At 37.3% G+C, this 26567-nt stretch carries 27 protein-coding genes; 10 read left to right on the top strand and 17 right to left on the bottom strand.

Annotated features, from left to right (window positions below; all coding sequences use genetic code 11):
* Positions 1–147: 147 nt before the first annotated feature.
* From ASG38_RS13495 to ASG38_RS13485, 3 genes are all read left to right on the top strand, one after another.
* On the top strand, positions 148–720 hold the full coding sequence (locus ASG38_RS13495; RefSeq protein ID WP_056072012.1) for a 30S ribosomal protein S16: 573 nt from the start codon (positions 148–150) through the stop codon (positions 718–720).
* A 13-nt stretch (positions 721–733) separates the two neighbouring features.
* Positions 734–1258, top strand: a complete 525-nt coding sequence (rimM, locus tag ASG38_RS13490; protein ID WP_056072008.1) for a ribosome maturation factor RimM — start codon at positions 734–736, stop codon at positions 1256–1258.
* A 79-nt stretch (positions 1259–1337) separates the two neighbouring features.
* Positions 1338–2000, top strand: a complete 663-nt coding sequence (locus ASG38_RS13485) for a tRNA1(Val) (adenine(37)-N6)-methyltransferase (protein ID WP_082482232.1) — start codon at positions 1338–1340, stop codon at positions 1998–2000.
* A gap of 85 nt (positions 2001–2085) precedes the next feature.
* On the opposite strand, the gene ASG38_RS13480 is transcribed toward ASG38_RS13485, so the two are convergent.
* Both ASG38_RS13480 and ASG38_RS13475 read right to left on the bottom strand, forming a co-directional pair.
* Positions 2086–2286, bottom strand: a complete 201-nt coding sequence (locus tag ASG38_RS13480; RefSeq protein WP_056072002.1) for a hypothetical protein — start codon at positions 2284–2286, stop codon at positions 2086–2088.
* 40 nt (positions 2287–2326) lie between these two features.
* Positions 2327–2518 carry a hypothetical protein gene (locus ASG38_RS13475; protein WP_157486180.1) on the bottom strand — a complete coding sequence of 64 codons (192 nt, stop codon included), beginning with the start codon at positions 2516–2518 and terminating at the stop codon, positions 2327–2329.
* 106 nt (positions 2519–2624) lie between these two features.
* On the opposite strand from ASG38_RS13475, the gene ASG38_RS13470 reads away from it, so the two are divergent.
* From ASG38_RS13470 to ASG38_RS13460, 3 genes are all read left to right on the top strand, one after another.
* On the top strand, positions 2625–3803 hold the full coding sequence (locus ASG38_RS13470; RefSeq protein ID WP_056072524.1) for an acyl-CoA dehydrogenase family protein: 1179 nt from the start codon (positions 2625–2627) through the stop codon (positions 3801–3803).
* Positions 3804–3879: 76 nt separating this feature from the next.
* Positions 3880–4662, top strand: a complete 783-nt coding sequence (locus ASG38_RS13465) for a DUF3050 domain-containing protein (RefSeq protein WP_056071996.1) — start codon at positions 3880–3882, stop codon at positions 4660–4662.
* A gap of 207 nt (positions 4663–4869) precedes the next feature.
* Entirely contained in the window at positions 4870–6258 is a 1389-nt protein-coding gene (locus ASG38_RS13460) for a T9SS type A sorting domain-containing protein (protein ID WP_056071993.1), read from the top strand.
* A gap of 50 nt (positions 6259–6308) precedes the next feature.
* Here the strand turns inward: ASG38_RS13460 and ASG38_RS13455 are convergent, their stop codons facing one another.
* The 10 genes from ASG38_RS13455 to ASG38_RS13410 all read right to left on the bottom strand — a co-directional run bounded on the left by ASG38_RS13455 (position 6309) and on the right by ASG38_RS13410 (position 18190).
* Positions 6309–6635: a 2Fe-2S iron-sulfur cluster-binding protein gene (locus tag ASG38_RS13455; protein ID WP_056071990.1), complete on the bottom strand. Its 327-nt coding sequence runs from the start codon at positions 6633–6635 to the stop codon at positions 6309–6311.
* Between the two features lie 23 nt (positions 6636–6658).
* Positions 6659–7711 carry an NAD(P)/FAD-dependent oxidoreductase gene (locus ASG38_RS13450; RefSeq protein ID WP_056071987.1) on the bottom strand — a complete coding sequence of 351 codons (1053 nt, stop codon included), beginning with the start codon at positions 7709–7711 and terminating at the stop codon, positions 6659–6661.
* Between the two features lie 204 nt (positions 7712–7915).
* A complete protein-coding gene (locus tag ASG38_RS13445; protein WP_056071984.1) occupies positions 7916–8155 on the bottom strand; it encodes a NifU family protein in 240 nt (79 codons plus the stop codon).
* 79 nt (positions 8156–8234) lie between these two features.
* Complete coding sequence (locus ASG38_RS13440; protein ID WP_056071981.1) at positions 8235–9362, bottom strand: Mrp/NBP35 family ATP-binding protein; 1128 nt, start codon at positions 9360–9362, stop codon at positions 8235–8237.
* 154 nt (positions 9363–9516) lie between these two features.
* The gene (locus ASG38_RS13435) at positions 9517–10821 is read right to left on the bottom strand and encodes a TolC family protein (protein WP_056071978.1); all 1305 of its coding nucleotides are present in this window, start codon (positions 10819–10821) and stop codon (positions 9517–9519) included.
* Entirely contained in the window at positions 10814–13246 is a 2433-nt protein-coding gene (locus ASG38_RS13430; protein ID WP_056071976.1) for an ABC transporter permease, read from the bottom strand. The genes ASG38_RS13435 and ASG38_RS13430 overlap by 8 nt, the downstream gene beginning before the upstream one ends.
* Positions 13247–13280: 34 nt before the next feature.
* Positions 13281–15704: an ABC transporter permease gene (locus ASG38_RS13425; protein WP_056071974.1), complete on the bottom strand. Its 2424-nt coding sequence runs from the start codon at positions 15702–15704 to the stop codon at positions 13281–13283.
* A 54-nt stretch (positions 15705–15758) separates the two neighbouring features.
* Positions 15759–16457, bottom strand: coding sequence for an ABC transporter ATP-binding protein (locus tag ASG38_RS13420; RefSeq protein ID WP_056071972.1), 699 nt, complete (start codon positions 16455–16457; stop codon positions 15759–15761).
* Between the two features lie 54 nt (positions 16458–16511).
* Entirely contained in the window at positions 16512–16949 is a 438-nt protein-coding gene (locus ASG38_RS13415) for a hypothetical protein (RefSeq protein ID WP_056071968.1), read from the bottom strand.
* A 2-nt stretch (positions 16950–16951) separates the two neighbouring features.
* Positions 16952–18190 (bottom strand): efflux RND transporter periplasmic adaptor subunit, encoded by a 1239-nt coding sequence (locus ASG38_RS13410; protein ID WP_056071966.1) that lies wholly within the window; start codon positions 18188–18190, stop codon positions 16952–16954.
* A 142-nt stretch (positions 18191–18332) separates the two neighbouring features.
* Here ASG38_RS13410 and ASG38_RS13405 point away from each other — a divergent pair, with 142 nt between their 5' ends.
* The 3 genes from ASG38_RS13405 to aqpZ all read left to right on the top strand — a co-directional run bounded on the left by ASG38_RS13405 (position 18333) and on the right by aqpZ (position 21804).
* Positions 18333–19691, top strand: coding sequence for a sigma-54 dependent transcriptional regulator (locus tag ASG38_RS13405; RefSeq protein ID WP_056071963.1), 1359 nt, complete (start codon positions 18333–18335; stop codon positions 19689–19691).
* A complete protein-coding gene (locus ASG38_RS13400; protein ID WP_056071960.1) occupies positions 19678–21000 on the top strand; it encodes a PAS domain-containing sensor histidine kinase in 1323 nt (440 codons plus the stop codon). The genes ASG38_RS13405 and ASG38_RS13400 overlap by 14 nt, the downstream gene beginning before the upstream one ends.
* A 96-nt stretch (positions 21001–21096) precedes the next feature.
* Positions 21097–21804 carry an aquaporin Z gene (aqpZ, locus tag ASG38_RS13395; RefSeq protein ID WP_056071958.1) on the top strand — a complete coding sequence of 236 codons (708 nt, stop codon included), beginning with the start codon at positions 21097–21099 and terminating at the stop codon, positions 21802–21804.
* A 32-nt stretch (positions 21805–21836) separates the two neighbouring features.
* Here the strand turns inward: aqpZ and ASG38_RS13390 are convergent, their stop codons facing one another.
* The 3 genes from ASG38_RS13390 to trmB are packed head-to-tail and all read right to left on the bottom strand — an operon-like array spanning position 21837 to position 23481.
* On the bottom strand, positions 21837–22166 hold the full coding sequence (locus ASG38_RS13390; protein WP_056071957.1) for an MGMT family protein: 330 nt from the start codon (positions 22164–22166) through the stop codon (positions 21837–21839).
* Positions 22167–22178: 12 nt separating this feature from the next.
* The gene (locus ASG38_RS13385; protein WP_056071955.1) at positions 22179–22805 is read right to left on the bottom strand and encodes a LysE family transporter; all 627 of its coding nucleotides are present in this window, start codon (positions 22803–22805) and stop codon (positions 22179–22181) included.
* A gap of 1 nt (position 22806) precedes the next feature.
* Positions 22807–23481, bottom strand: a complete 675-nt coding sequence (trmB, locus tag ASG38_RS13380; RefSeq protein ID WP_056071952.1) for a tRNA (guanosine(46)-N7)-methyltransferase TrmB — start codon at positions 23479–23481, stop codon at positions 22807–22809.
* 228 nt (positions 23482–23709) lie between these two features.
* Between trmB and ASG38_RS13375 the strand changes: the two genes are divergently transcribed.
* Positions 23710–24768 carry a glycosyltransferase gene (locus tag ASG38_RS13375; protein WP_056071949.1) on the top strand — a complete coding sequence of 353 codons (1059 nt, stop codon included), beginning with the start codon at positions 23710–23712 and terminating at the stop codon, positions 24766–24768.
* Here the strand turns inward: ASG38_RS13375 and ASG38_RS13370 are convergent.
* Both ASG38_RS13370 and ASG38_RS13365 read right to left on the bottom strand, forming a co-directional pair.
* On the bottom strand, positions 24742–25785 hold the full coding sequence (locus tag ASG38_RS13370; RefSeq protein ID WP_056071946.1) for a cell wall metabolism sensor histidine kinase WalK: 1044 nt from the start codon (positions 25783–25785) through the stop codon (positions 24742–24744). The genes ASG38_RS13375 and ASG38_RS13370 overlap by 27 nt on opposite strands.
* The gene (locus tag ASG38_RS13365) at positions 25785–26468 is read right to left on the bottom strand and encodes a response regulator transcription factor (protein WP_056071942.1); all 684 of its coding nucleotides are present in this window, start codon (positions 26466–26468) and stop codon (positions 25785–25787) included. The genes ASG38_RS13370 and ASG38_RS13365 overlap by 1 nt, the downstream gene beginning before the upstream one ends.
* Positions 26469–26567: the final 99 nt, after the last annotated feature.

Here is a 26567-nt window from a genome sequence, read left to right as displayed (position 1 = left end):
AAAATAACATCAAAATCGTAAAACGTCCGGATTTCAAAATTTAAAAAACGACAAATTTCAAACACGGAATAATTTGTATTACAAACTTTTGTATATTTGCACCCTTAATTAACAGAGGTCGTGTACCTCAATTTAATCATTTAGATTATGTCTGTAAAAATTAGATTACAAAGACACGGTAAAAAAGGAAAACCTTTTTACTGGGTAGTAGCGGCAGATGCACGCTCAAAAAGAGATGGTAAATTCCTTGAAAAAATCGGAACTTACAATCCAACTACTAACCCTGCAACTATCGATTTGAATCTTGATAGTGCTGTTAAATGGTTGCACAATGGTGCTCAGCCAACTGACACTGCGAGAGCTATCCTTTCTTACAAAGGAGCTTTATTGAAGCACCACCTTGACGGAGGAGTTCGTAAAGGAGCTTTAACTCAAGAGCAAGCTGATGAAAAACTAGCTAAATGGCTGGATGAAAAAGCTGGAAAAGTAAATGCGAAAAAAGACAACCTTTCTACTTCTAAAGCAGACGCAAAAGCTAAAGCTCTTGCTGCTGAGAAAAAAGTAAACGAGGATCGTATCGCTGCTGCAAAGCAAGCTGAACTTGAAGCTGCTAAAGCTGAAGAGGAAGCTGCTGTTGTTGAAGAAGAAGTTACTGAAGTTGAAGCATCAACTGAAGAAGCTCCTGCTGCAGAAGAAAACAACGAAGAAACTCAAGCTTAATTTTGATGCGATAATGCGTAAAGAAGAGTGTTTCTATTTAGGTAAAATCGCGAAAAAATTTAGTTTTAAAGGTGAAGTCCTTGTCTATCTGGATACTGACGAACCTGAGTTATACGAAAATCTGGAATCAGTGTTTGTTGAATGCGGCAAACACCTGGTTCCTTTTTTTATTGAAAACAGTTCACTTCATAAAAACGACCTGCTTCGGGTCCGTTTTGAAGACATCAATACAGAAGATGCAGCCGATGAGCTTATCGGGAATGCAATTTATCTTCCTTTAGAAATGTTGCCAAAACTGGAAGGCAACAAATTTTATTTCCACGAAGTGATTGGCTTTGAAATAGAAGACAAACGCTTAGGTGTTGTTGGAAAAATCCAATCCATTAATGATTCAACAGCCCAACCGCTATTTGAAGTTCTCGATGGCGATAAAGAAATTCTGATTCCGATGATTGACCATTTCCTGGTTTCAATCGACCGCGACAACAGAAAAGTAATTATGGACCTGCCGGAAGGACTGATTGAAATGTATCTCTAATCTTTTCGATTTACAATTTTATATTCCTGCAATGTCTTTTCAATTTAAGCAATTTTCCGTAGAACAAGATCGCTGTGCCATGAAAATAGGAACCGACGGCGTATTGCTAGGCGCCTGGGCTCCCATTGAACATAATCCATATAACGTTTTGGATATTGGAACAGGTACCGGAATCATTTCTCTGATGATTGCCCAAAGAAGCCATGCTGAACAGATTGATGCTTTTGACATTGATGAAGATGCCTACGAACAGGCTGTAGACAATTTCGAAAATTCTTCCTGGAATGATCGATTGTTTTGCTTTCATGCCGCATTGGATGAATTCATGGAGGAAACTGGTGACCAATACGACCTGATTGTTTCAAATCCTCCTTTTTACACAGAAGATTATTCTTCAGGAAATGAACAGCGTGATTTGGCACGTTTTGCCGATGCCCTTCCTTTTGAAGATTTAGCCCAAGCTGGCGGTTTTTTACTTTCCCAGAATGGAATTTTTGCCGTTATCTTACCTTATAAGGAAGAAGAAAAATTTATTGCTTTGGTAAGGGATTTTGACTTATTCCCTGTAAAAATCACTCGTGTAAAAGGAACTCCAAACTCAGAAATCAAAAGAAGCCTGTTGGCTTTTAGCAAGCATCAGGTAGAAAATTTTCCAATTGACGAATTAACTATTGAAATTTCACGCCACAACTACACTCCTGAATACATCAACCTGACAAAGGATTTTTACTTGAAGATGTAATTTTTATTTGTAAAAACTGCTACAAATAAAAAAAAGTCTATTACTTAAAATAAGCAATAGACTAATGTATACTGTTGTTTCTTTGCTATGAATCCTGAGGGCAAAGGAGCTTTGTCAAAACCTCGCAGCTATCTGCGTGTCCAACAACTATATTTCCGGTTCCCGGACAAACGCATGCGATAATATCATTACCGCCTCCTCTGATTGCTCCGTTACCTTTAATGGTTTTCTGTTCACCGTTGCTTAACTTGTGAACACCTTCTAATTTCAAAATGTTTTCTAACATAATCTGTAGGTTTAAAAATTATGATAATCAACCCAATCACTTAAAGACATTTGGGCTTTATGTCTTTTATCTTAAGATATTCATTCTCTGCATGTTCAAAATAAAACTGTAAGATAAATGTAGCAAAAAATAATTTATCCCGGATAGATTCTTTTAATTTTATATTGTATTTTTTATCAAAAACGCAATTATCTGAAGCTTTCTTAAAAACTACAGCAACACTTTCTAACATTTGCTGATTGTTTTGTTGCAATTCTTTATGTAAGTTTGCAAACGTTTTCGGAATAAAACAAAAAACAGTAAAAACAGATAGCCCGGCTATCGAAATGATAAAAATAATGAGACCCGATCTTTTCCAAGCTCCAGATTATTACCTTTTAGACGAATTATTGTCTGACGAACACAAAATGGTACGCGACGCAGCCCGCGAATGGGTAAAACGTGAAGTATCTCCAATCATTGAAGAGTATGCTCAAAAAGCTGAATTTCCAAACCAAATCATCAACGGTTTAGCAGAAATTGGTGCTTTTGGCCCATACATTCCTGAAGAATATGGAGGCGCAGGTCTGGACCAGATTTCTTACGGTTTAATCATGCAGGAAATCGAAAGAGGTGATTCCGGTGTTCGCTCTACTGCTTCAGTACAATCTTCGTTGGTTATGTATCCTATTTGGAAATACGGAAATGAGGAGCAAAGAATGAAATATTTACCAAAACTGGCTTCTGGTGAATTTATCGGATGTTTTGGTCTTACGGAACCTGATTTCGGTTCAAACCCGGGCGGAATGGTTACTAATTTCAAAGATAAGGGTGACCATTATTTATTGAATGGTGCTAAAATGTGGATATCAAATGCTCCTTTTGCTGATATCGCAGTAGTTTGGGCGAAAGATGAATCCGGCAGAATACATGGTTTGATTGTGGAAAGAGGCATGGAAGGATTTACAACTCCAGAAACACACAACAAATGGTCACTTCGTGCTTCTGCGACAGGTGAATTGATTTTTGACAATGTAAAGGTTCCTAAAGAAAATTTACTGCCTAATAAATCTGGTCTTGGAGCTCCACTAGGATGTCTGGATTCTGCACGTTACGGTATTGCATGGGGAGCTATTGGCGCTGCAATGGATTGCTATGATACGGCGCTTCGTTATGCTAAAGAAAGAATCCAGTTTGACAAACCTATTGCAGGAACTCAATTACAGCAAAAGAAACTGGCTGAAATGATTACCGAAATTACCAAAGCTCAATTATTAACCTGGAGATTAGGTGTTTTGAGAAATGAAGGAAAAGCAACTTCGGCACAAATCTCTATGGCGAAAAGAAATAATGTGGACATGGCAATCAATATTGCCAGAGAAGCAAGACAAATTCTTGGCGGTATGGGTATTACAGGCGAGTATTCAATTATGAGACACATGATGAATTTAGAATCTGTTATTACTTATGAAGGAACTCATGATATTCACTTATTAATTACAGGAATGGACATTACCGGAATTCCTGCATTTAAATAGTAAACAAATATTAAAGTATCTTAAAAAGCTTCTCTATAACGGGAAGCTTTTTTACATTTGTAAAAATCCCTCCATCATGAATATTGACACTATTAACGCCCGCATTCAGCCACAAAAGGACATTTTATTAAACCACCCATTGTATAAAAAGATACAAAATCTGGAAGACTTACGAAGATTTCTGGAATGCCATGTATATGCCGTTTGGGATTTTATGTCGCTTTTAAAAGCATTACAGTCTAAATTAACCTCCACAACTACACCATGGTTGCCTGTTGGGAATCCGGAAATCCGTTACCTGATTAATGAAATTGTTTTGGCCGAAGAAACCGATTTAACTCTGGACGGAAAAAGACAGAGCCATTACGAAATGTATATTGACGCGATGAAAGATTGCGGTGCAAATATTTCGGAAATTCAGAGTTTTTTAGAAAATGTCATCACAACCCGTAATATTTTTGTTTCGATAAAAAAAAGCGAACTGCATCCGAAAATCAAAAATTTCCTGGACTTTACCTTCCGTGTTATTGATGAAGGCAAGCCTCATGAGATTGCCGCCGCTTTTACTTTTGGAAGAGAGGACCTGATTCCTTCTATGTTTACAGAAATATTGAGGAATTTTCAGGAAAACTTCCCAAATGCCGACCTACAGAAACTGATTTATTATTTCGAAAGACACATTGAGCTTGATGCTGATGAGCATGGTCCTATGGCGATGCAAATGATTGAAGAGCTATGCAACAATGACGAACTGAGATGGCAGGAAGTGGAAGAAGTATCTGTTCAGGCGTTGGAAAAAAGAATTGGTCTTTGGGATGCTATTGAAGAACAAATTTCAATGAAAGCAGAATTAGCTTAATAGCTCGCTATACAATCTATCTGCAGTAAATTCTTATAATTCTTTAAAACCCAATCTGTTTTTTATCGATTATTTAGATTTATTTTAGATTATTTCGAAAATTTAACTTTATAATTCCAAGATATTTATAACTTAGCGCGCTTGTTATCTTTAAGATAAGTAAAACAAAATATCACATAATTATTAATTTCCAATTTTCATATTTCCATGAAAAAAATTACACATTTTTTGTGCCTTGGCCTTATCGGTTTTTCAGCCTTTGCACAAAATACACCGCATGTCTTTGGAAGAAAAGTTCAAAGTGTTAACCCTACTACGGGAATAATCAGATGTGTTTCTTCTGAATACGAATCATTCCTGCAAGAAAACAATCCAAAGAGAACAACAACCGAAAAATTCGAAGAGTGGCTTGCTCCAAAAGTAGCCGCTACCAAATCAGATTTACTTGCCAGAAGAGGTACAGCAGGAACAAATGCAGTAATTACAATTCCAGTTGTTGTTCACGTGATTCACAGCGGACAGTCTGTAGGCAGTGGAAGAAATATTTCTGATGCAAGAGTCAACTCCCAAATTACAGTTTTGAATCAGGATTTCAGAAGAATGCTGAACACACCTGGATACAATACAAATCCTGTAGGAGCCGATGTTGAAATTGAATTTTGTCTGGCAAAAGTTGATCCAAATGGAAATGCTACAAACGGAATTGACCGTATAAATCTTGGCACTACCACGTGGAATACACCTAATGTTGAAACAATATTAAAACCTCAAACCATATGGGATCCTACAAGATATTTCAACATATGGGTTTGCCAATTTGGAGGAGACTTAAACGGAGTTTTAGGATATGCACAATTTCCCCTTGATTCGGGTTTGGGAGGATTAGATCCTGATGGTACAGAAACTGAATTTACTGATGGTGTAATTATTGAATGGAGGGCTTTTGGTTCTTCAGATTTTACGGGAGCCGGCGGAACTTATTTCTCCGATATTGATAAAGGTAGAACTACTACTCATGAAACAGGACATTTTTTAGGTTTAAGACACATTTGGGGAGATAATTCCTCTTGTACCGTTAATACTGCCGATAGCAGACAAGACTATTGTCCTGATACGCCTGCCGCAAATACTATGCATTACGACTGTGCTCAGGAGTATGATTCATGCACAAGTGCTCCAGGCAAGGACATGACCGAAAATTATATGGATTACAGCAATGATACTTGTATGAATATTTTTACTTTAGACCAAAAAGCAAGAATGATGACTGTAATGCAAAATTCTCCCAGAAGAAGTACATTAAAGACATCTACAGTCTGCCAGCCACCATTAAGTAACCCATCATTTGAATTATTACATGGAATAAAACTATATCCAAACCCTGCTAATGACGTATTAAACATTGCGGTATCTGACAGCTCTAAAACTCCTGACAGCTATACAATCTATAACAGCCTGGGACAAGTTATCAAGCTAGCCACATCTGTTAACGAAGGAAACTTAAAAGTAGATACTTCAAATTACGCTACAGGAATCTATATGATTCGATTTACAAAAGGTAATGAAACTAAAACACTACAGTTTGTTAAGAACTAATGTGGTTCACCCATAATAAAAAAAGCCTTCTAAAGAAGGCTTTTTTTATTTTAATATTCCGGAGCTAATTCTATTTCCAGTCCGTCCAATTCTTCCGTGATGTGAATCTGACAGCCAAGACGGCTGTTGGACTTGACAAAAAAAGCTTCTGAGAGCATGGCTTCTTCATCATCGCCCATTTCAGGCAAGGCAACATCATTAAGGACATAACACTGACAGGAAGCACACATAGCCATGCCTCCGCAAACTCCAATGGTTCCTTCCGGAGCCAGCTCATAAGCACGAACCAGTTCCATAATATTCATATTCATGTCTGTCGGAGCCTGGACTTCGTGTAAAGTCCCTTCCCGATCAGTTATTTTAATAGTAACATCCATTTTGTATTGATAATGCCGCGTGATTAATCTATCGATTTCACGACCGCTTTTTCAGCTTCTTTTCTTGTTCCGTCAAATCCGTCTACGCCAGAAACAGTCGTATACTTCAGTACATATTTTTTACCCGGATTTAATTTATTGTAAACGCTCTGGCACATCAGCGTAGCTTCATGGAAACCGCAAAGAATCAGCTTTAATTTGCCCGGATAAGTATTGACATCGCCAATAGCGTAAATTCCTTCAATATTGGTTTGATAATCCAATGAATTATCTACTTTAATCGCATTTTTTTCAATTTCAAGACCCCAGTTGGCTATCGCTCCTAATTTAGGTGATAATCCAAAAAGCGGGATAAAATAGTCTGTTTTGATATTTCTATGTGCTCCATTTTCATCAATATCGATCGATTCCAGATGTTCTGCCCCGTTTAATCCGGTAACTTCAGCCGGAGTTATCAAACGGATTTTCCCTGCATGTTTTAGTTCCTGTACTTTTTCTACAGAATCCAATGCTCCGCGGAACTCATTTCTTCTATGGATAAGCGTAACTTCTGAAGCAACATTGGCCAGGAAAATACTCCAGTCCAGAGCAGAATCTCCCCCGCCGGCAATTACTATCCTTTTGTCTCTGAATAGCTCCGGATCTTTTACAAAATATTCAACTCCTTTGTCTTCATAGAATTCAATATCTTCAATCAAAGGTTTTCTAGGCTCGAAGCTTCCCAAACCACCGGCAATTGCAACGGCTTTGCAATGATGTGCCGTTCCTTTATCAGTAGTTACTATAAAAGTTCCGTCTTCCTGCTTTTGAATAGTTTCCGCCTTTTCATTCAATGTAAATCCGGGTTGAAACTGTTTGATTTGCTCCATAAGGTTAGTAACTAAATCACCTGCCAATACAGATGGATAGCCTGGAATATCGAAGATGGGTTTTTTAGGATAAAGTTCTGCCAACTGTCCGCCGGGTTGAGGCAGGGCATCAATAATGTGGCATTTTAGTTTTAGCAGTCCTGCTTCAAAAACGGTAAACAGACCTGTGGGTCCGGCACCGATTATTAGTATATCTGTTTCAATCATTTTTTAAAAATTCTGAGGGTTCTAAGTTTCTGATACAAAATTCAGGAAACCAAGAGTCATTTTGTATGATAAATATCATGTCTCCGTGGCCTGGTAGCTACCGGAAACATTTGTCCTGAAACGCAGGACAGTATTGCAATCTGTATGAGATTACAATAAAAAGCCAGGGAATATTGAAAATACTCCCTGACACAAAGTTTATATTTAGGCTACATTCACCACAGTTTCAATCTGCGGAGCGTATTTTTTTATAGTAGTTTCAACGCCGGCCTTTAATGTCATCTGGTTCACACTGCAACCAACACAGGCTCCTTCAAGACGAACCTTGACATGTTTGTCATCTTCTATTTCAATGAGTGAAATATTTCCTCCGTCTGACTCAAGAAACGGACGAATTTCATCCAATGCCTTCTCTACGTTTAATTTAATTTCTTCTGTTGTCATAATCTTGTTTTTTTTGGGACAAACTAGATTTTAGTTTCCGGACAGATTAGGAATCGTATCCAAAAACCAGCTAAATGTCTTATTTTTTTACTGCGGAGCATCCCGCCATTGTCGTAATTTTTACGGCTTCAGAAGGTGGCAGGTTTTCATTTCTATATACTGTTTCCTGAACTACGTTTTTGGCAATATCTTCAAAAACTTTTTCCAAAGGAGAAGCCGTTTGCAAGGCAGCCGGACGTCCGTAATCTCCCGCTTCGCGGATAGACTGTACGATTGGAACTTCTCCCAAAAACGGAACTTCCAAATCTTGCGCAAGATTCTTAGCTCCTTCTTTTCCAAAGATATAATATTTATTTTCAGGTAGTTCTTCAGGTGTAAAATAGGCCATATTTTCAATAATTCCCAGGACAGGAACATTGATTGAATCGGATTGGAACATGGCTACTCCTTTTTTAGCATCAGCCAATGCTACAGCTTGTGGCGTACTCACTACAACTGCTCCTGTTATTGGCAATGACTGAACGATTGATAGGTGAATGTCACCCGTTCCAGGCGGCAAATCGATTAGCATAAAATCCAATTCTCCCCAGTCCGCATCAAAAATCATCTGATTCAGTGCTTTTGAAGCCATGGGTCCTCTCCAGATTACAGCCTGACTTGGTGCTGTGAAAAACCCGATTGAAAGAATTTTGACTTCATAGCTTTCGATAGGTTTCATTTTAGATTTTCCATCAACGGTAACCGAAATTGGCTTTTCGGATTCTACGTCAAACATAATAGGCATTGACGGACCATAAATATCTGCATCAAGCACCCCTACGTTAAAGCCCATTTTTGCCAATGTTACTGCCAGGTTTGCAGTAACTGTTGATTTTCCAACGCCTCCTTTACCGGAAGCCACGGCAATAATGTTTTTGATACCCGGAATGGATTTCCCTTTGATTTCAGGCTTTTCAGGTGTTTCAACCTTGATGTTGACTTTTACTTTGGCTTCAGTAGAAACCTTTTCATGTATTGTTTTGATGATGTCAGCTTCTGCACGTTTTTTAATGTGTAGTGCCGGTGTCGCAAGCGTAAGTTCTACTACTACTTCGTCTCCAAAAGTTAGTACATTCTGAACTGCTCCGCTTTCTACCATATTTTTACCTTCTCCAGCAATGGTAATAGTTTCCAATGCTTTAAGAACTTCTTTCCTATCTATTTTCATTTTTGTATAGCTCTCTTTTTCAAGCCTTTAAATTAGACTGATTTTAAATTGCAAAGATAGCATGAAAACTTTGTAATGTAAAGTTAATAGATTGAAAAAGTTTATGGTTTGATAGACGAATTTGGACTAAGCGGGTTATTGCTTTGAAAAGTAATTACAATTCGTTTTTTTGGATTAGGTTAATCTTCAGAGAAGCATACTGTACGAGTAAATTATTCTTCAGGAAATCATATTCTGAAGACAGCAATTGGTTTTTTACCGATGTATAAATCACGGCATCTACTTTTCCACTGGTGAATTTTGCCTGTGTGGTCCTGAATGATTCTTTGGCATATTTCAATGTGTTTTGCAGGTTAGAAGCGAGCTGCAGGTATTGTTTTTTCCGGGTTGTTTCCAATTCTACCTGCTGCTGTATTCTGATTTTTTCCTGTTCTGAAATCAATTTGACTTTTTCCGCTTCAATTTTGGATGCGGTAATCTGCCTGCTTCTCTTAAATCCGTTGAATACCGGAACAGTGAGTCTTAGTCCGACTTCGTGATTTTTATTATCATCAAATTGGGATTTAAAACTTGGCATGTTCTCATTGGGTTGATTTATGGGCGAAGAATAAAATGTCGAAAGGCTATAATATCCTGAAATGGAAGGAAGATTGTCTGATCTTAATATTGAAATTTCTTTTTTGGACCTTTTATACGATAATTCAGCATATTCGATTTTTGGATTTTTAAAAACCGATTTATCTACCGGTTCTGTTTCTTCAGTAAGATAGACTTCAAAAGTAACGGCTTCCAGATTTTCTACCACAAAGTTCATCAGTTGAAAAAGTTGTAATTTTTGGGTTTCAAATAACTGCACTGCCTCAAGTAAACCTTTTTCATCTTGCGAAAAACTGAGTTGAATATCATACAGGTCACTTTCGGGCTTATTGCCAATTTCAACTTCTTTTTTAATACGCTCTAAGTTAAAGGTGGTATTCTGTATCTGCTCTTTTTGAATTTTGACCAATTCCTGTGAAAACAAGGCATCAAAATATTTTTCAAGTAATTGCAGCTTGTATTCGTACTCTATGACTTCTTTGTCTGCCTGGGCCAATTCTATGTTTATCTTATCTCTTTGGGAAGTAGCCAGATTTCCAAAATTTAAAAGGTTCACATTGGCTGCTAAACTCATGTTGTCGTATTGGATATCAGAACTCACCCTGTTGTTGGTACTTGGGTCAATAGTCGAACCAAAATTATAACTATGATTGCCTACGAGATTTACTGTTGGAAAAAGTTCCAAAAGCGGATGCGTATACAGCTTTTTGGCCCTGTTGATTTCGAGCTGCTTGATTTTTATATCGATATTATTTTGCGAAGCCGTATCAAAACACTTTTGCAATGACCAGGAGTTTTCCTGGCCATTAACAAAAATGCCCGAAGTAATTAGGAGCAAGCTCAAAATTAATTTCTTATTCATATTTCAGATATTTCAAGACATTAACTCTTGTGGCCTGATAGGCTCTTGACAATACCACAATAAGCATTAGCAGCAAAAGCGCAACAAACCCTACAACAAACGGAACAATTGAAATATCTATGCGGTAAGCAAAATTTTCGAGCCATTTGTTTAGTAGAAAATAAACCGGGAACAGAGCAATCAGAAAACCGGCAATACAGAAAACAACATATTGTTTGGAAAGCTCTTTTAACAGCGTCTTTGTTTCAGCTCCCAGCGTTTTTCGGATAGCTATTTCCTTCATTCTACGTTGGATGGAATAGGAAGCCAGGGCAAACAAACCGGACAACGCAATAAATATTACGATAATATTCAGCAATGAAAATAAATTTCTCTGGTTCACGTAAGCCTGGTAAGACCTTGCGTAACTTTTGTTTACAAAATCATATTTAAACGGGTATTCTGTATCTACTTTCTTAATCCAGAAATTTTCAATTTCTTTCATCGCACTTTCCATATGCTCAGCATCTATTTTTACAAAAATCTGATGTGCGTTCTGAATCATCCACGGAATGGTTTTATAATGAAAAATCGTCATTGGCGGAATTTGGTCCTGAGGACCACTAACGTGGAAATCTTTTGCAATACCCACAATTTTTAGCTTTTTGTCGTTCCAATTGATTTCTTTACCAATCGGATCCTTTTCATTCATCATGCGTAAAGCGGTTTCATTAATCAGAATATTTTGGATTGTATCTGTTGAAAGCGAAGGAGAAAGGTATCTTCCTTTTGCCAGTTTTATATTCATCATGTTCAGAAAGTCAAAATCAATTGCCATATTGCTGCCCTGGATAGGTTTCCTGTTGTATTCATATCCCGAAGAAGCCTGGGCGCCGTTTCCAAAGTCAAAAGACCCAATCGAAACCTGCCTTACTCCTTTGATTTTCAACAATTCCTGACGGATCGTTTCATAACGCAGCACTATTTTTTCCAGATATCCTTTTTCTTTAAAATCATAAGGATTTCTATAGTTAACCTGAACAACCTGATCGCCTTTGAATCCTAATTCTTTGGAGTTCATAAAGGAAACCTGTTCGTAAACGATATACGACCCTGCAATAAAGAAAGAAGCGATGGCAAATTGCAGAATCAGCATGCCGTTCCTGAGCCAGATTCCGTTTTTGCTTCTTCCAAAATTGCCTTTCAATACTTTTAAAGTTTCAAAGTTTGAGACATATACTGCCGGGAAGATACCTGCCAGCAATACCACCAGACCAAATATTAACAGAATTTGCAGGTAGAACTGTCCGCTATGGATAATCAGGTTCTTATTCAAAAATTCATTGTAATAAGGCAGGGAAAGCTCTACAATTACTAATGAAATCAAGATAGCAAAACCTGCCATCAGCATTGTTTCAAAAATAAATTGCTTGACAATATTGCCTCTTGTGGCTCCAATTATTTTTCGGACACCTACTTCTTTTGCCCTTTTTATGGCATTTGCCGTTGCCAGATTTACATAATTTGCAATGGAAAGCGTCAAGATTAAAAGAGACAGTCCCATCATTATCAACAAGAATTGATAGTTTCCCCTTCCTTCTCCATAACTTTCTGTGATGGCATGTAATCTTGCTGCGGTTAATGGTTCCAAAATAATTTTAGAGAGATGACCCTCTCTATTTTTCTCCCTCCATTGTTCCGGAGTAATTCCTTGTTCTCTTGCCCATTTCAATTCCCTGTTTTCATACAGCAGTCGTTCTAATTTTAATTTCACCGGCCCTGTCTGTTGAGGATTTTTTAATTTGAGCATCAGTCCATAATTAAAATTCCCCCATTGTGTCCTGTCTCCTTCCAATCTTCTATCGATTGTGCTAATAATAACGTCCGGCGCCATGGAAGACTTGCCCGGAACTTTATATATTGCTCTTACAACATACTTTTTTTCGGAATAGGTAACTTCTTTTCCTATTGGATCTTCATTTCTGAATAATTTTTGGGCCGCCTCTTCAGATAATGCCGTACTGTTATTGTCTGCCAAAGCATTTTGGGGACTCCCTTTTATAAATTCGAATGGAAAAAATTCGAAAAAAGTTTTCTGGGCATCCGTAATTTTCAGGGTTTCTTTTTTCCCCTTGTAGCTTACCATATCCTCCTCATAATCTGTATTAAAATAGCAGTAAGATTCCAGCTCCTTATAATTTTTAAGATAAGGTTCGAACCCTGCTACATTCGAAGCCCAAAGCATGTCTTCGCCAAGGTCAGAAATAGAAAGAAATATTCTTTCCTTATCAGGATTCCATTCGTTATAAGAATGTTCATCATTCCAATAGAGAATGGCAAAAATCAACCCTGCAATTCCCATACTCAACCCCAAGATATTTAGAGCTGTAAAAATCTTGTTGTCTTTAATTTGATATAAAAATATTTTTAGCCAATTTTTCAGCATAATGTCTTTTTTTATTAGTTAATCCCATTTGGGTTTATTCGTATTTTAAATATTTCAGGACGTTCATCCTTGTTGCCTGATAAGCTTTTGAAATTACTATTCCCAATGTAAGTACCATTAGCAATACGAAACCTATCAGAAAAGGAACGGAAGAAATAGCAATCCTATAGGCAAAATTCTCCAGCCATTTATCTAATAACAGGTATGCAGGAACCAGAGCAATTACAAAACCTATGATGCAGAACACCACATATTGTTTTGAAAGTGTTGCCAGAAGCGTTTTGGTTTCTGCCCCCAAAACTTTCCTGATAGCAATTTCCTTCATCCGGTTTTGGATAGAGTAAGAAGCCAGGGCAAACAGTCCGAAAAGTGCAATCAATATCACAACCAGATTCAGCAATGAAAACAGATTTCTCTGACTGATGTAACCGGAATAGGTCCGGGCAAAGCTTTTATCGACAAAATCATATCGTAAAGGATATCTTGTATCTAATTTTGTTGTCCAGAATTTCTCTATATCAGCTATTGTCTGCTCCATATTTTCAGGAGAAATCTTCACATAAAGTCTGCTCAAATAGCTACTTTCAGAAACCGTTTTAAGGTGGTAAAAAAGCATTGGAGGAATTTCTCTTTGTGGGCCATACGAATTAAAGTCTTCCACAACCCCAATAACTTTTAACCTTCTGATGCCTGGCTTGTCACCGTCATCTTCAAAATCAAATTCTTTTCCTATCGGGTCTTTTTCACCCATTAAAGCAGCCGTAGTTTTATTGACAATGACAGAATTGATAGTATCCGACGCAAATTTTTCAGAAAGTTTTCTTCCTTCTGCCATTTGGATTCCCATCAGATCAAACAGACCAAATTCCATCGACATGTTTTCTACTTCAATATCTTTCCCTTTATATTCAAAAACTGTAGTGAAATAGCCTCCGCTACCAAAAGAAAAGTTGCCAGCAGAAACTCCTTCTACTCCTTTTATTTTCAACAATTCATTGCGGATCATTTCATAATCGGCCGGGTTTTTCGCTTCATTAAAAGGAATATCAATGACCTGATTGCCGTTAAATCCAAGGTCTTTGTCCATCATAAAATTTACCTGCTGATAAACAATGTAAGAGCCTATGATGAAAAACGATGCGATTGCAAATTGGAAAATCAACATTCCGTTTCGAAGCCAGATTCCTCGTTTGCTTCGGCTGTAATTCCCTTTTAGCACTTTCAGCACATCAAAATTGGAAATATAGAGCGCTGGAAATACTCCTGAAGCAATAACAGTTACTACAAAAACTGCAATCAATTGGAGGTAAAAAAGTCCACTGTTCAGCACCATATTTTTCGACAAAAATTCATTGTAATATGGAAGCAGCAATTCTACGATCACCAAGGCAAAAAGAATTGAAAAGGAAGTGGTGATTACTGTTTCAAATAAAAACTGCCAGACAATCTGTTTTTTGGCAGCTCCGATAATTTTACGGACACCTACTTCCTTGGCACGCTTTATTGCATTTGCCGTTGCTAGGTTTATATAGTTTACAATAGAAAGAATCAGGATTAACACCGAAAGTCCCAACATAATCATAAGAAATTGGTAATTGCCACTTCCTTCCTGATAGCCGTTGTTTACTTTTGAGTGCAGTCTCGCCGTTTTCAACTGTTCCAGATGCGGAATATCTAATCCATAGTTTTTGACGTATGCTTCTGCAGTAATCCCTTTTTCTTTGGCAGCTTTTCTTGCTTGTTTGTCAACATAAATCTGGTGAATTTGCTTTTCAACCATTTCTTTGTTAGCCAGATTTTTTAATTTGACAACTAAAAAAACAGTATGGGCACTCCAATTATCTATATTCTTTTTTATGAATTCTTCAAATTCTTCACGTATTACAATTGCCGGTTCTACCGAAGACTTTCCCGAAATTTTATACACACCACCAACAACACAATTGATTTCGCCTACTTTTATCGATTTACCTATAGGATCTTCATCACCAAATAATTTCTGTGCTGTTTCCTCAGAAATTGCTGCATTATTTTTTTCTTTAAGAGCCGTCCTGGCATTGGATCTGATAAATTCAAAAGGAAAAAAAGAGAAAAAACTTCTTTCCGATTTTAGCACTTTTGATACCAGTTCTTTTTTGTCAGCATATTCAACAAGTGCTCTGTTATAGGCCGGATAAAAATTACAGTATTCTTCTACTTCAGGTGTCACTTCTTTCAGGCGGGCTCCCAAAGGCACCACATTATAAGCCAGAAATCCTGACCTGGGCTGGTCATTGACTACCTGAAAGACATTTTCTTTTTCAGGATTCCATGCATTATAAGACTGCTCATCATTCCAATACAAAATGGAGAACACCAATCCTGCTACGCCTATACTCAATCCCAAAATATTCAAGATCGTAAAAAGCTTGTTATTTCGGATTTGGTACAAAAATATTTTTAGCCAGTTTGAAAGCATAAGATTGATTTTTGAGATTTATAATTAAACCCTATTCGCTTATTTTTAAACTGCTTATACTAAAACGTTCACATTTCTGCTGTTCAGTTTTTCCGAAAGTATTATACCATCTTTCATCAAAATGGTTTTTTGGGAAAACGAAGCATCATAATCCGAGTGGGTAACCATTAAAATCGTGGCTCCATTGGCATGCAAATCGGTCAGAAGTTCCATCACTTCATTTCCGTTTTTACTGTCCAGGTTACCTGTTGGTTCATCAGCCAATATAATTTTAGGATCATTGATCAACGCTCTTGCCACAGCAACCCTTTGCTGTTGTCCTCCTGAAAGCTGTTGCGGGAAATGTTTTAATCGGTGTGAAATGGCAAGACGTTCCGCCATCGCTTCTACTTTTTTCTTTCTTTCCGAAGCACTCACATTATTATAAATCAGAGGCAATTCGATATTATCGTATACTGAAAGCTCATCAATCAGGTTAAAATTCTGGAAAACAAAACCGATGTTCTGTTTTCTTATTTTTGATTTTTCACTTTCTTTTAGCCCGCGGATTTCTTTCCCCAATAATTGATAGCTTCCTGAAGTAACATCGTCTAAAAGTCCGACAATGTTTAGCAATGTTGATTTTCCGCAGCCTGAAGCTCCCATAATGGTTACAAATTCGCCTTGCTTTACTTCTAATGAAATTTCATTAAGCGCTTTGGTTTCTACTTCTTCTGTTCTGAATACTTTTGAGAGGTTTTGAATTTTGATCATGATTTTTGATTTTTTGATTGTTCGTTTTGATTGATGATTGAAACTGATGATGATTTATTTTTCTATCCATTGGCAGAAATACGATCCCGCCGTCTGCTGCCCAAGGAACTTGATTTTATACTCCTGGTTTTCCTGAAACAACACTTCTGTTTCTCCCTTTTCGTCCTTAGAAAATGATTTTTGAAACAATACTTCATTCTGGCTATTTACTACCCTCATTTCCAATGTTCCTTTTTTTACTTTGATGTCATATTTCAACAAAGTATTGGCATCTTTTGAGGCAGTAATCTTCACAAAAGTTTCTCCTTCATATTCTGAATATCTTGCTTTTGTATAAGTATTTCCATTTTCATTGGCCCATTTTTTATCTTTTACAGGTTCCGTAAAATGAGTTCCTTCTGCCTTGATATGATTATTAGTTCCTTTTTCCTGAGCAAAAAGCTGAAAAAAATTCAGGATCAGGAATGCTACTAGTAATAAAAATTTCTGCATAATTATTTAAAGTTTAAAATTTCAATTTCTTTATAGTCTTTGTAGGATGAAGTCACTACTTTGTCTCCGGCTTTCAATCCACCCAATACTTCATAATATAATGGATTTTCTCTCCCCAGGCTAATTTCTTTTCGAACCGCCTTATCACCTTCTACAACAAAAATCCATTTGCCTGAAGTATCTTCATAAAAGCTACCTTTTGAAAGCACTGTGCTTTTAGATTTTCCGGAAAGCAGCAGTCTGACTCCAAAACTCAAGCCTTGCCTAAGATCCAGTTTTTCCGTACTCATGAAATTAAGTTCCACCTGAAACCGGCCGTTTTTTACCTCCGGAATTACTTTCGAAACCGTTACCTGAACCATTTCTCCTTTGTATTCAATTTCACCTTTTTGGCCCTCCGAAACTTTTTCAAGATAAAACTCATCGACATCTGCCAGCAATTTATATCCCTTCATGACATCAATTTTCCCTATACTTTCTCCGGCAAGATAATTTTTACCCAAAACCGGCTCAAAAGACGACAATCTCCCTGACAATGGTGCCGTAACCAAAAAGTTCTTTTTATTGTTTCTAAGTATGCTCAGGCTTTTCTGCATAATTGCCTGCGACTGGTTAATCTGGGCAATCTGAATCTGGTTCGTCTGTTTTTCTTTTTGGATACTTTGCTGGATTATGTTTTTTCGTTCTTTTTGAAACCTGAAATTTTCCTGTGTCTTTTCCCATTCATTTTTTGAAAGGATTTGCTCTTTGAACAGTTTTTCATTCAGCTCATACAAACTTTTGGCATCCAGATAATCATGTTCTATGGCCACCAGGTCTTTTGCAAGGTTCAATTCCTGATTTCTCAAATCCAGTTTTACTTTATTGAGGTTATTGATTTGTTCAATCATTGATGTTTCCTGCGTCATATAGCCCAATTCTGTATTCGGGTTATACAATCGCGCCAAAGGCTGTCCTTTTTGTACAAAATCGCCATTGCCTACAAAAATTTCCTGGATAGAACCACCTTCAATTACATTTAGCAGCATCGAATTAAGCGGTTCTACCTTTGCCTGAAAAACAATAAAATCTTCAAAATTGGCATTCTCAACGGTCTTAATTGTGATTTCTCCCTTTTTGACATCCAAACCTCTTTTTTTAGTCACAGAGGAAAACACAATATAGGCAGCCAATAAAAAAAGAGGCAAACCAATTAACAGGTATTTATTTTTTCTACTTTTACGAGGAACGATAGTGTCCATATCAAATTATTTGTGGAACTAAATAACAATTTTGTGCCACAATTTTAAAAATTACAAAACCTTATATTATAAGGCTTTTCATTTTTAAACAAAATCTCAAGTGTCCGATAATGAACACTATTTGTCCAAAAACGAACAGTCGATGAAAAAAACACAAGCCACAATTTTAGTGATTGATGACCAGGAAGACATCTTATTTGCTTCGAGGATGGTCCTCAAGAAGCATTTCGAAACCATTTATACGCTGAATAATCCTAAAAACATATTGGATACGCTGTCCCAAAATCAAATTGACGTCATTCTTTTGGACATGAATTACAGAATAGGCTTTGAAGACGGAAGGGAAGGAATTTATCTTTTAAAGGAAATCAAAACTTTTTCACCACAGACCACAGTAATTCTGATGACTGCTTTTGGAAAGGTAGAAACGGCCGTTGAAGGTCTTAAAGCCGGTGCTTTCGACTATATTCTGAAACCATGGGACAATGAAAAACTGTTGGAGGTCGTAAAGGCTGCCGTTGAAGAAAACCGGAAAGAAAAGAAAAAAACAGCAAAAGCCCCTAAAAAAGACACCTTTTTTATTGGAAGTTCTTCAGGTATACAGAAAGCGTATTCCCTTGCGGAAAAAGTAGCAAAAACAGATGCCAACGTTTTAATTTTAGGTGAAAACGGAACAGGGAAGTATGTATTGGCGAATCATATCCACCAAAATTCCAACCGAAATACTCATCCTTTTGTTCACGTGGACCTGGGTTCCTTAAACGATAATATTTTCGAAAGCGAACTTTTTGGTTATGCCAAAGGCGCTTTTACCGATGCCAAAAATGATACGCCCGGAAGATTCGAACTGGCCCAAAAAGGAACCATCTTTTTGGATGAAATAGGAAATGTTCCTTTGCAATTGCAGGCAAAATTACTGCAGGTCATACAAAACAAATCGGTGACACGTTTGGGCGAAGCAAAACCCAGACAATTGGACGTCCGAATAATCACGGCTACCAACATGGATCTCAAACAGGAAGTCAGCCAAAAGAATTTCAGGGAAGACCTTTACTACAGGATCAATACGATGGAAATCACACTGCCACCGCTTCGCGAACAAAAAGACGATATTGTTCCATTAGCCAATTTCCTGCTTGCCAGGATAATTGAAAAATACGATCGTAGTGAAATTATTTTCGACAACAACGCATTGGCACAAATGGAAAGGCATTCCTGGAATGGAAATATACGCGAAATGGAAAACCGCATCGAACGCGCTGTTATCCTATGCGAAAACAATACGATTACGGTTTCCGACCTTGATTTGGATGTTATTTCCAAAACAGAAAGCAACGATGACGTTCAACTTTCTGATGTTGAAAAATCTGCCATTGAAAAAGTACTGCAAAAGAACAATTTCAATATCAGCAAATCTGCCGAAGAGCTTGGCCTTTCCAGGGCCTCATTATACAGAAGAATGGAAAAATATAAAATCGACAATCTGAATGGCTCCGAATAGAAATACAGCACTATTATTGCGATTCTGCGCTATCCTGGCAGGTATCACCATTTGTTTTTTCTTATTTCAGAAAGGGCTGTTTTATACTTCAATCTTTCTGCTTTTGGTGGTTCTCATCCTTATATTGGAATTGTTTTCTGCCATAAGAAATATATTTTTATTCTATGACAAGACAATACAGGCTATTTTAAACAATGACTTTTCTGCCGATTTTTCAAAACATGCTTCTTTTGAAAATTATAAAACGCTTTTTAAACTTTATGATAATCTGAAAGTAAAACAAAACGAACAGGTGTCTAAAGATTTGGTTTATCGCTCTATCCTGAATAATATAGAAACAGGAGTATTGATTTTAGAAAAAGAACACGAAGACTGGAGCATTTTTTTGATGAATGATTATTTCTCGAATCATTTTCAGGTACCAAAAGTTTCAAAATGGCACTATTTAAAAAATCAGTTGCCTTCGCTTTGTGCCATTATTGAAGAAAGGAGTTTTCAGGAAATCAAGACCTCATTACAAATCAGCATAAGCAAACAGGCTTCGCAAACCTTCATCCTTCAAGCTTCCAAAACAAAAACTTTCGATAGAGAGTATTATATTATATTGCTTGATTCCATACAAAAGGTGATTGAGAAAAAAGAAAAAGAAGCCTGGATTAACCTGATGAAAGTCATTTCACATGAGTTGATGAATTCCATCACTCCTATCCGCTCTCTTACACAAAACCTGAATGAACTGATGCAACAGGAATCTTTGTCTAGGGAAGATTTAGAAGATATCAGACAGAGCGTTACGACCATTATTCACAGAAGTGACCATCTTCAGAATTTTGTAGAAAGCTATCGTAAACTCGCCATGCTTCCAACACCAGACAAGGAAGTAGTAGAACTAAAACCTTTGCTTGAAAACACCTTAGAGGTTATGGCGCCACTTTTCAAGAAAGGAAATATTATCGTAAAAAATACAATTGAATCAAACAGGCGAATTAAGGCCGACAAGCTTCAAATCGAGCAGGTTCTTATCAACTTGCTAACAAACAGCATTTATGCTTTGGAAGACAAAGAAAAAAAGGAAATTGAAATTGTTTCTGAAGAAAAAAATGGCCGGACTTTTATTACGATATGCGATTCCGGAACGGGTGTCGATCCGGCTATTGAAGAGAAAATTTTCCTCCCTTTTTTCACAACACGCAAAGAAGGCGCAGGTATTGGTCTTACGTTATCAAAAAATATAATCGAGGCGCATGGCGGCTACCTGAGCCATAGTAATGATAATGGGCGGACCAGCTTTACAATTTGTTTATTGTAGAATTATTACGACAATTTAATCAAATAATTCAAAATAATTAACAATACTTTGTTTTTTATCATAAATTTGTGTTAATTGACTTAATAATTTATACTTATGAGAAAATTATTTGCTGAGTTTTTTGGAACGTTTTGGCTGGTTTTTGGAGGATGCGGAAGTGCTTTATATGCTGCGGGAATTCCAAATCTGGGAATTGGTTTTGCCGGAGTCGCTTTGGCTTTCGGACTTACAGTACTGACAATGGCTTATGCTGTTGGGCATATCTCTGGAGGACATTTTAATCCGGCTGTTTCATTTGGTCTTTGGGCCGGTGGCCGATTTTCAGGAAAAGAACTGGTGCCATACATTCTTTCACAAGTAGCAGGAGGAATAGCAGCCGCAGCGGTCTTATATTTAATTGCTTCCGGGAAAGAAGGTTTTTCAATTGATGCAACAAAAGCGGGTGCTTTTGCAGCAAATGGTTTTGGAAGCCTGTCTCCTGAAGGCTATTCATTAGAAGCCGCTTTCATAGCAGAGCTTCTCCTAACCTTTTTCTTTCTGATTATTATTCTTGGCGCTACGGATAGATTTGCAAACGGAAAATTTGCCGGAGTTGCAATCGGGCTTGGACTCACCCTTATTCACCTTATCAGTATTCCAATTACGAATACTTCTGTAAACCCGGCCAGATCAACTTCTCAGGCTCTTTTTGCCGGAGGTGAATATATTTCACAATTATGGCTGTTCTGGGCGGCTCCTATTCTGGGAGCGATTCTTGCCGGATTTGCTTATAAATTCCTGTTGCAGAATAACGACGAATCTTAAAATACAAAGGCGGGAAATTTCCCGCCTTTTTCTTATCTTAATTCAATTGCCGGATCCCAGAAATGTTTTTCGAAATCCACAACTTGATTATCTACAACTTCAATGCCTTCATTTTCCAAAAGCTGCTGCATCAGGTTGGTACCATCAAAGTGATGTTTTCCTGATAAAAGCCCAACACGGTTCACCACCCTATGTGCCGGAATATCCTCATTATTATGAGAGGCATTCATTGCCCAACCCACCATTCTCGCTGATCCTGAAGAAGCCAGATATTTTGCAATTGCGCCATAGGAAGTAACCCTTCCGTAAGGAATTTGTTTTGCGACTTCATACACTCTTTGGAAAAAATTTTCTTCTTTCATTTCTGAAAAAATTTAATTCCTAAAAATCTTGATCAGATTGATGATGGCAACCAGCCCCGTAACCGAGCCTAAAAAGTAATTCATATTTTCCATCATCCAATTGGTCTTGTGCTCTATTTTTTTAAAAAAAACGATATAGATATAAAAAATTGAGAAGGAACCTACAACAACTCCAAGTACAAACATCCAAATCAATGTAGGTGTGAATTGCAAGTACCCGTTATTCGCCAGAGTAATACTGACAAAGACATAATACGGTATTGGGAAAAAATTTAAGGCGGACAACAGCATTCCGAGGAAAAACCTTCCTGTTTTTGTTCTTATTTTGCTATCTTCTTCTTTAAGTTTTGGCTTTTTTGCAATAAAGAAAAAATAAATAGTAAGCAATGCGAACAAAACCAGACCTATTTCCTGAAGCAGGTAAATAATATCCGGTCTGCTGTTTATAAATTTCGCAAATGCAACGGCTATATAGGTCTGAAAAAATACAACAACTGTGGCACCCACAGCAAAATAAACAGCACGTGTACGTCCATCACGAACGCTTATTTTAGCAGCCGTCATGTTTATCAGCCCCGGAAGAGCAATTCCAACAGCGGATAGCAAAATCCCCCACAACAGCGCCATTGCAATTGCCATATTATTTTATTTTAAATCTAATATAGGTAATTGCCTTATTAATTTCCAAATATTGTTTCTCATAAAATGTCTGGATGCTTGTCACCACTTCCGGACTGCCTTCGTTTTTATAGACGTTATGATTCGAATACAAAACCTCATGTCCTTCTCCATGTAATAATCCAAGCGTATAACCGTGCATGAACTCACTATCCGTTTTCAGATTTACGATTCCATCCGGCTTTAATATTTTTTTATAAAGCTGCAGGAATTGCGAATTGGTCATCCTGTGCTTTGTTCTCTTGTATTTGATTTGCGGATCCGGGAATGTAATCCAGATTTCATCTACTTCATTTTCTCCAAAAATATGGTCAATTAATTCAATCTGCGTCCTTACAAAAGCCACATTTTGCATTCCGTCTTCCACAGCAGTCTTAGCACCTCTCCAAAAACGGGCTCCTTTGATATCGATTCCAATAAAGTTTTTATTCGGATATTTTTCGGCCAATCCAACGGAATATTCTCCCTTTCCGCAACCTAATTCCAGAACAAGCGGATTATCATTTTTAAAAAAAGAGGTATTCCATTTTCCTTTCAAAGGAAATTCGCCACCCACTACTTCTTCTCTGGTTGGCTGAAAAACATTACCAAAAGTGGCGTTCTCTTTAAATCGTTTTAGCTTATTTTTACTTCCCACGGCTTAATTTAAAATTTTGGTAAAATTAAGGAAATATATATGAACTGAATTACTTTTATCTTGCCTGAAATTTAATTCGGGATTTGAAGCTAGTATTCGGGCTTTTATTATCAATCACAATTCGTTCTTTTTTGCCGATTAAGGAAATTAAGAAGGTAAAAAATTACCAAAACAGAAGCCAGACAGTATTGACCATTTTTAAACTTTTAACAGCAGGACCGAAAAGCCATGTCTTCAAAAAAAATATTAGTGGCTCCATTGAATTGGGGCCTGGGCCATGCCACAAGATGCATTCCTATTATAGAAGCTCTTGAAAATAACGGTTATATTCCGATTATAGCTTCGGATGGAGTAGCGCTGCAAATGCTCCAAAAAGAGTTTCCACATCTGCAAAGCCTCGAACTGCCATCTTACCACATTGAATATGCTAAGAACGGTGCTTTTTTTAAATGGAAAATGATTAAGAATTCTCCAAAAATGATTGAGGCCATTCTCCAGGAGAAAAAGACTATCCGCCAATGGATTGATGAATATGATATTGCCGGAATCATTTCAGACAACAGGCTTGGGGTGTATTCCAAAAAAATACCTTCTGTTTTTATTACACACCAGCTTAATGTATTGACGGGAAATACGACATGGATTTCCAGCAAGGTACATCAGCATATCATTAAAAAATTCAACCAGTGCTGGATTCCGGATGTTGAAACCAAACCCAATCTTTCCGGAAAATTAGGCCATCTTGAGAATCCGGAAGAGAATATAAAATACATTGGTCCTTTAAGCCGGCTCCACAGAAAGCCTACAGACAAGAAATACGACCTGATGGTTATACTATCCGGCCCTGAACCGCAACGCGGCATGCTGGAAGCCCAACTAACCCAGGAAATGGGACAATTCAAAGGGAAAGTAGTTTTTATTAAAGGAAAAATTGAGCCTGAGCAAAAAATTGAACAAGCAGGCAATGTGACTTATTATAACTTTATGAATACGGAAGAGTTAGAGAACACCTTCAACGAAAGTGAAATTGTACTGTGCCGTTCCGGTTACACTACAATTATGGACCTCGCACAGCTTGGCAAAAAAGCTTTTTTTATCCCAACTCCCGGACAATATGAACAGGAATATCTTGCCAAAAAACTAAAGAAGGAAGGATTGGTTCCTTTTGCCAGACAAGAGGATTTCAAGATTGAAAATCTTCTGGAAATCGACCTGTTTAAAGGATTAAAAAATTTCGGGACTGCAATAACCTGGAATAAGTTATTTTGTCTTTTCGAGGGTAAATGAGAATTCTGAACCTTTGCCTACCTGGCTCTCGACATAGATTTTTTCGTCGTGGGCCTCAATAATATGCTTTACGATAGAAAGTCCCAAACCTGAGCCACCTTCGCTTCTCGCACCACTTTTGTCAATTCTGTAAAAACGCTCAAAAAGTCTTGGGATGTGCTGTTTTTCAATACCGTCGCCATTATCCATAATACGCACAATGACTTTATTGTTGACAAGGTCTTCCACACTGACTTCTGTAGTACCGTCTTCCTTACCGTATTTTATAGAATTGACGACAAGGTTGGTAACTACCTGTTGTATTTTTTCCTTGTCGCCATATACATAAATAGGTTTCACATATTTCAAATCGAACATGAGTAATATGTTTTTCTCCGATGCTTTCATTTCCAGCAAATCGAAAACATTCTGGATGACTTCCAAAATATCAAATCGCGTGTTCACTAAATTCAATTCACCGGCTTCCAGTTTGGTAATCATATCCAAATCCTGCACGATATAGATTAGCCTTTCGACTCCTTTCTCGGCACGCTGAAGGTATTTTTTACGAATGGTTTTGTCTTTCATTCCGCCATCCAAAAGCGTTGAAAGATATCCCTGAACAGTAAACAAAGGCGTTTTTAATTCATGTGAAACATTCCCGATAAATTCTCTTCGGTATTCTTCACGGACTTTCAGGGTTTCGATTTCGAGTTTTTTATCGGTGGCAAATTTTTTCACCTGTTTGGTCAGCGTAGCCATATCGGTAGTTATTGGCTGTGACCTGAAATTAGTAGATTCAAGAAGCGAAACATCATCATAGATTTTTTTCACTCTTCTGTAAATAAATCTTTCTACGCGGTATTGTAAAACGAAGAAAGAAAAAATGGCAATGCCCAAGGCAAAAATGAGACAGAATTTCCAAGAGAAAGTAAAAAACACGCTGGTCAGTATTCCCACCATTCCGGTTGCGAAAAAAGTAATATACAGCGATGATTTTACCGCAAAACGGTATGTTCTCTTGAAACTTACGGACATTAAACTTCTAATTTATAGCCAACTCCTTTAATGGTTTTGAATAATTCTTCTCCGATTTTCTCTCTTAACTTACGGATATGGACATCAATTGTTCTTCCGCCAACGATAACTTCGTTGCCCCAAACCTTATCCAGAATTTCCTCTCTCTTGAATACTTTTCCAGGTTTTGACGCTAACAAATAGAAAAGTTCAAATTCTTTTCTTGGCAATATGATTTCTTTTCCGTCCTGGATAATCTTATATTCTTCTCTGTTGATTTCGATACCACCTACATTTAAGGTTTCCGAATTCTGCTCTTCCTCTTTTAGCCTTCTTAACAATGATTTTACTTTACTCACCAGTAATTTTGGCTTGATAGGTTTTGCAATATAGTCATCTGCTCCGGCATCTAACCCGGCAACCTGTGAATAGTCTTCACTTCTTGCTGTCAGGAAAGTAATGATTACGTTGCTCAGTTCAGGCAGCTTTCTGATATTTTCACAGGCTTCCATTCCATCCATTTCCGGCATCATCACATCCATAATAATCAGGTGCGGCAACTCCTTTTTGGCTTTAAGTATAGCCTCTTTCCCGTTGCTGGCCGTTACAATCTGATAGCCTTCCTGTGAAAGATTATACCCTACAATTTCCAGGATATCCTGCTCATCGTCAACCAATAAAATCTTAATGTCTTTCTTTTTCATCTTTAGGAAAAAATTTGCGTTTAGCGGTTGTAAATGTAAATATAAAACAAAAGGATTATATGTGTTAACCGTAATTTAATATCGTAACAATTTAGTAAA

This window comes from Flavobacterium sp. Leaf359 (assembly GCF_001423985.1).
GTDB classification, from domain to species: Bacteria; Bacteroidota; Bacteroidia; order Flavobacteriales; family Flavobacteriaceae; genus Flavobacterium; species Flavobacterium lindanitolerans.
This window is presented reverse-complemented; position numbering and strand designations above follow the sequence as displayed.

Coding starts and splice junctions, on each gene's coding strand:
- ASG38_RS13495 (WP_056072012.1), top strand. CDS start 148: ATGTCTGTAAAAATTAGATTACAAAGACACGGTAAAAAAGGAAAACCT.
- rimM (WP_056072008.1), top strand. CDS start 734: ATGCGTAAAGAAGAGTGTTTCTATTTAGGTAAAATCGCGAAAAAATTT.
- ASG38_RS13485 (WP_082482232.1), top strand. CDS start 1,338: ATGAAAATAGGAACCGACGGCGTATTGCTAGGCGCCTGGGCTCCCATT.
- ASG38_RS13480 (WP_056072002.1), bottom strand. CDS start 2,286: ATGTTAGAAAACATTTTGAAATTAGAAGGTGTTCACAAGTTAAGCAAC.
- ASG38_RS13475 (WP_157486180.1), bottom strand. CDS start 2,518: ATGTTAGAAAGTGTTGCTGTAGTTTTTAAGAAAGCTTCAGATAATTGC.
- ASG38_RS13470 (WP_056072524.1), top strand. CDS start 2,625: ATGAGACCCGATCTTTTCCAAGCTCCAGATTATTACCTTTTAGACGAA.
- ASG38_RS13465 (WP_056071996.1), top strand. CDS start 3,880: ATGAATATTGACACTATTAACGCCCGCATTCAGCCACAAAAGGACATT.
- ASG38_RS13460 (WP_056071993.1), top strand. CDS start 4,870: ATGAAAAAAATTACACATTTTTTGTGCCTTGGCCTTATCGGTTTTTCA.
- ASG38_RS13455 (WP_056071990.1), bottom strand. CDS start 6,635: ATGGATGTTACTATTAAAATAACTGATCGGGAAGGGACTTTACACGAA.
- ASG38_RS13450 (WP_056071987.1), bottom strand. CDS start 7,711: ATGATTGAAACAGATATACTAATAATCGGTGCCGGACCCACAGGTCTG.
- ASG38_RS13445 (WP_056071984.1), bottom strand. CDS start 8,155: ATGACAACAGAAGAAATTAAATTAAACGTAGAGAAGGCATTGGATGAA.
- ASG38_RS13440 (WP_056071981.1), bottom strand. CDS start 9,362: ATGAAAATAGATAGGAAAGAAGTTCTTAAAGCATTGGAAACTATTACC.
- ASG38_RS13435 (WP_056071978.1), bottom strand. CDS start 10,821: ATGAATAAGAAATTAATTTTGAGCTTGCTCCTAATTACTTCGGGCATT.
- ASG38_RS13430 (WP_056071976.1), bottom strand. CDS start 13,246: ATGCTGAAAAATTGGCTAAAAATATTTTTATATCAAATTAAAGACAAC.
- ASG38_RS13425 (WP_056071974.1), bottom strand. CDS start 15,704: ATGCTTTCAAACTGGCTAAAAATATTTTTGTACCAAATCCGAAATAAC.
- ASG38_RS13420 (WP_056071972.1), bottom strand. CDS start 16,457: ATGATCAAAATTCAAAACCTCTCAAAAGTATTCAGAACAGAAGAAGTA.
- ASG38_RS13415 (WP_056071968.1), bottom strand. CDS start 16,949: ATGCAGAAATTTTTATTACTAGTAGCATTCCTGATCCTGAATTTTTTT.
- ASG38_RS13410 (WP_056071966.1), bottom strand. CDS start 18,190: ATGGACACTATCGTTCCTCGTAAAAGTAGAAAAAATAAATACCTGTTA.
- ASG38_RS13405 (WP_056071963.1), top strand. CDS start 18,333: ATGAAAAAAACACAAGCCACAATTTTAGTGATTGATGACCAGGAAGAC.
- ASG38_RS13400 (WP_056071960.1), top strand. CDS start 19,678: ATGGCTCCGAATAGAAATACAGCACTATTATTGCGATTCTGCGCTATC.
- aqpZ (WP_056071958.1), top strand. CDS start 21,097: ATGAGAAAATTATTTGCTGAGTTTTTTGGAACGTTTTGGCTGGTTTTT.
- ASG38_RS13390 (WP_056071957.1), bottom strand. CDS start 22,166: ATGAAAGAAGAAAATTTTTTCCAAAGAGTGTATGAAGTCGCAAAACAA.
- ASG38_RS13385 (WP_056071955.1), bottom strand. CDS start 22,805: ATGGCAATTGCAATGGCGCTGTTGTGGGGGATTTTGCTATCCGCTGTT.
- ASG38_RS13375 (WP_056071949.1), top strand. CDS start 23,710: ATGTCTTCAAAAAAAATATTAGTGGCTCCATTGAATTGGGGCCTGGGC.
- ASG38_RS13370 (WP_056071946.1), bottom strand. CDS start 25,785: ATGTCCGTAAGTTTCAAGAGAACATACCGTTTTGCGGTAAAATCATCG.
- ASG38_RS13365 (WP_056071942.1), bottom strand. CDS start 26,468: ATGAAAAAGAAAGACATTAAGATTTTATTGGTTGACGATGAGCAGGAT.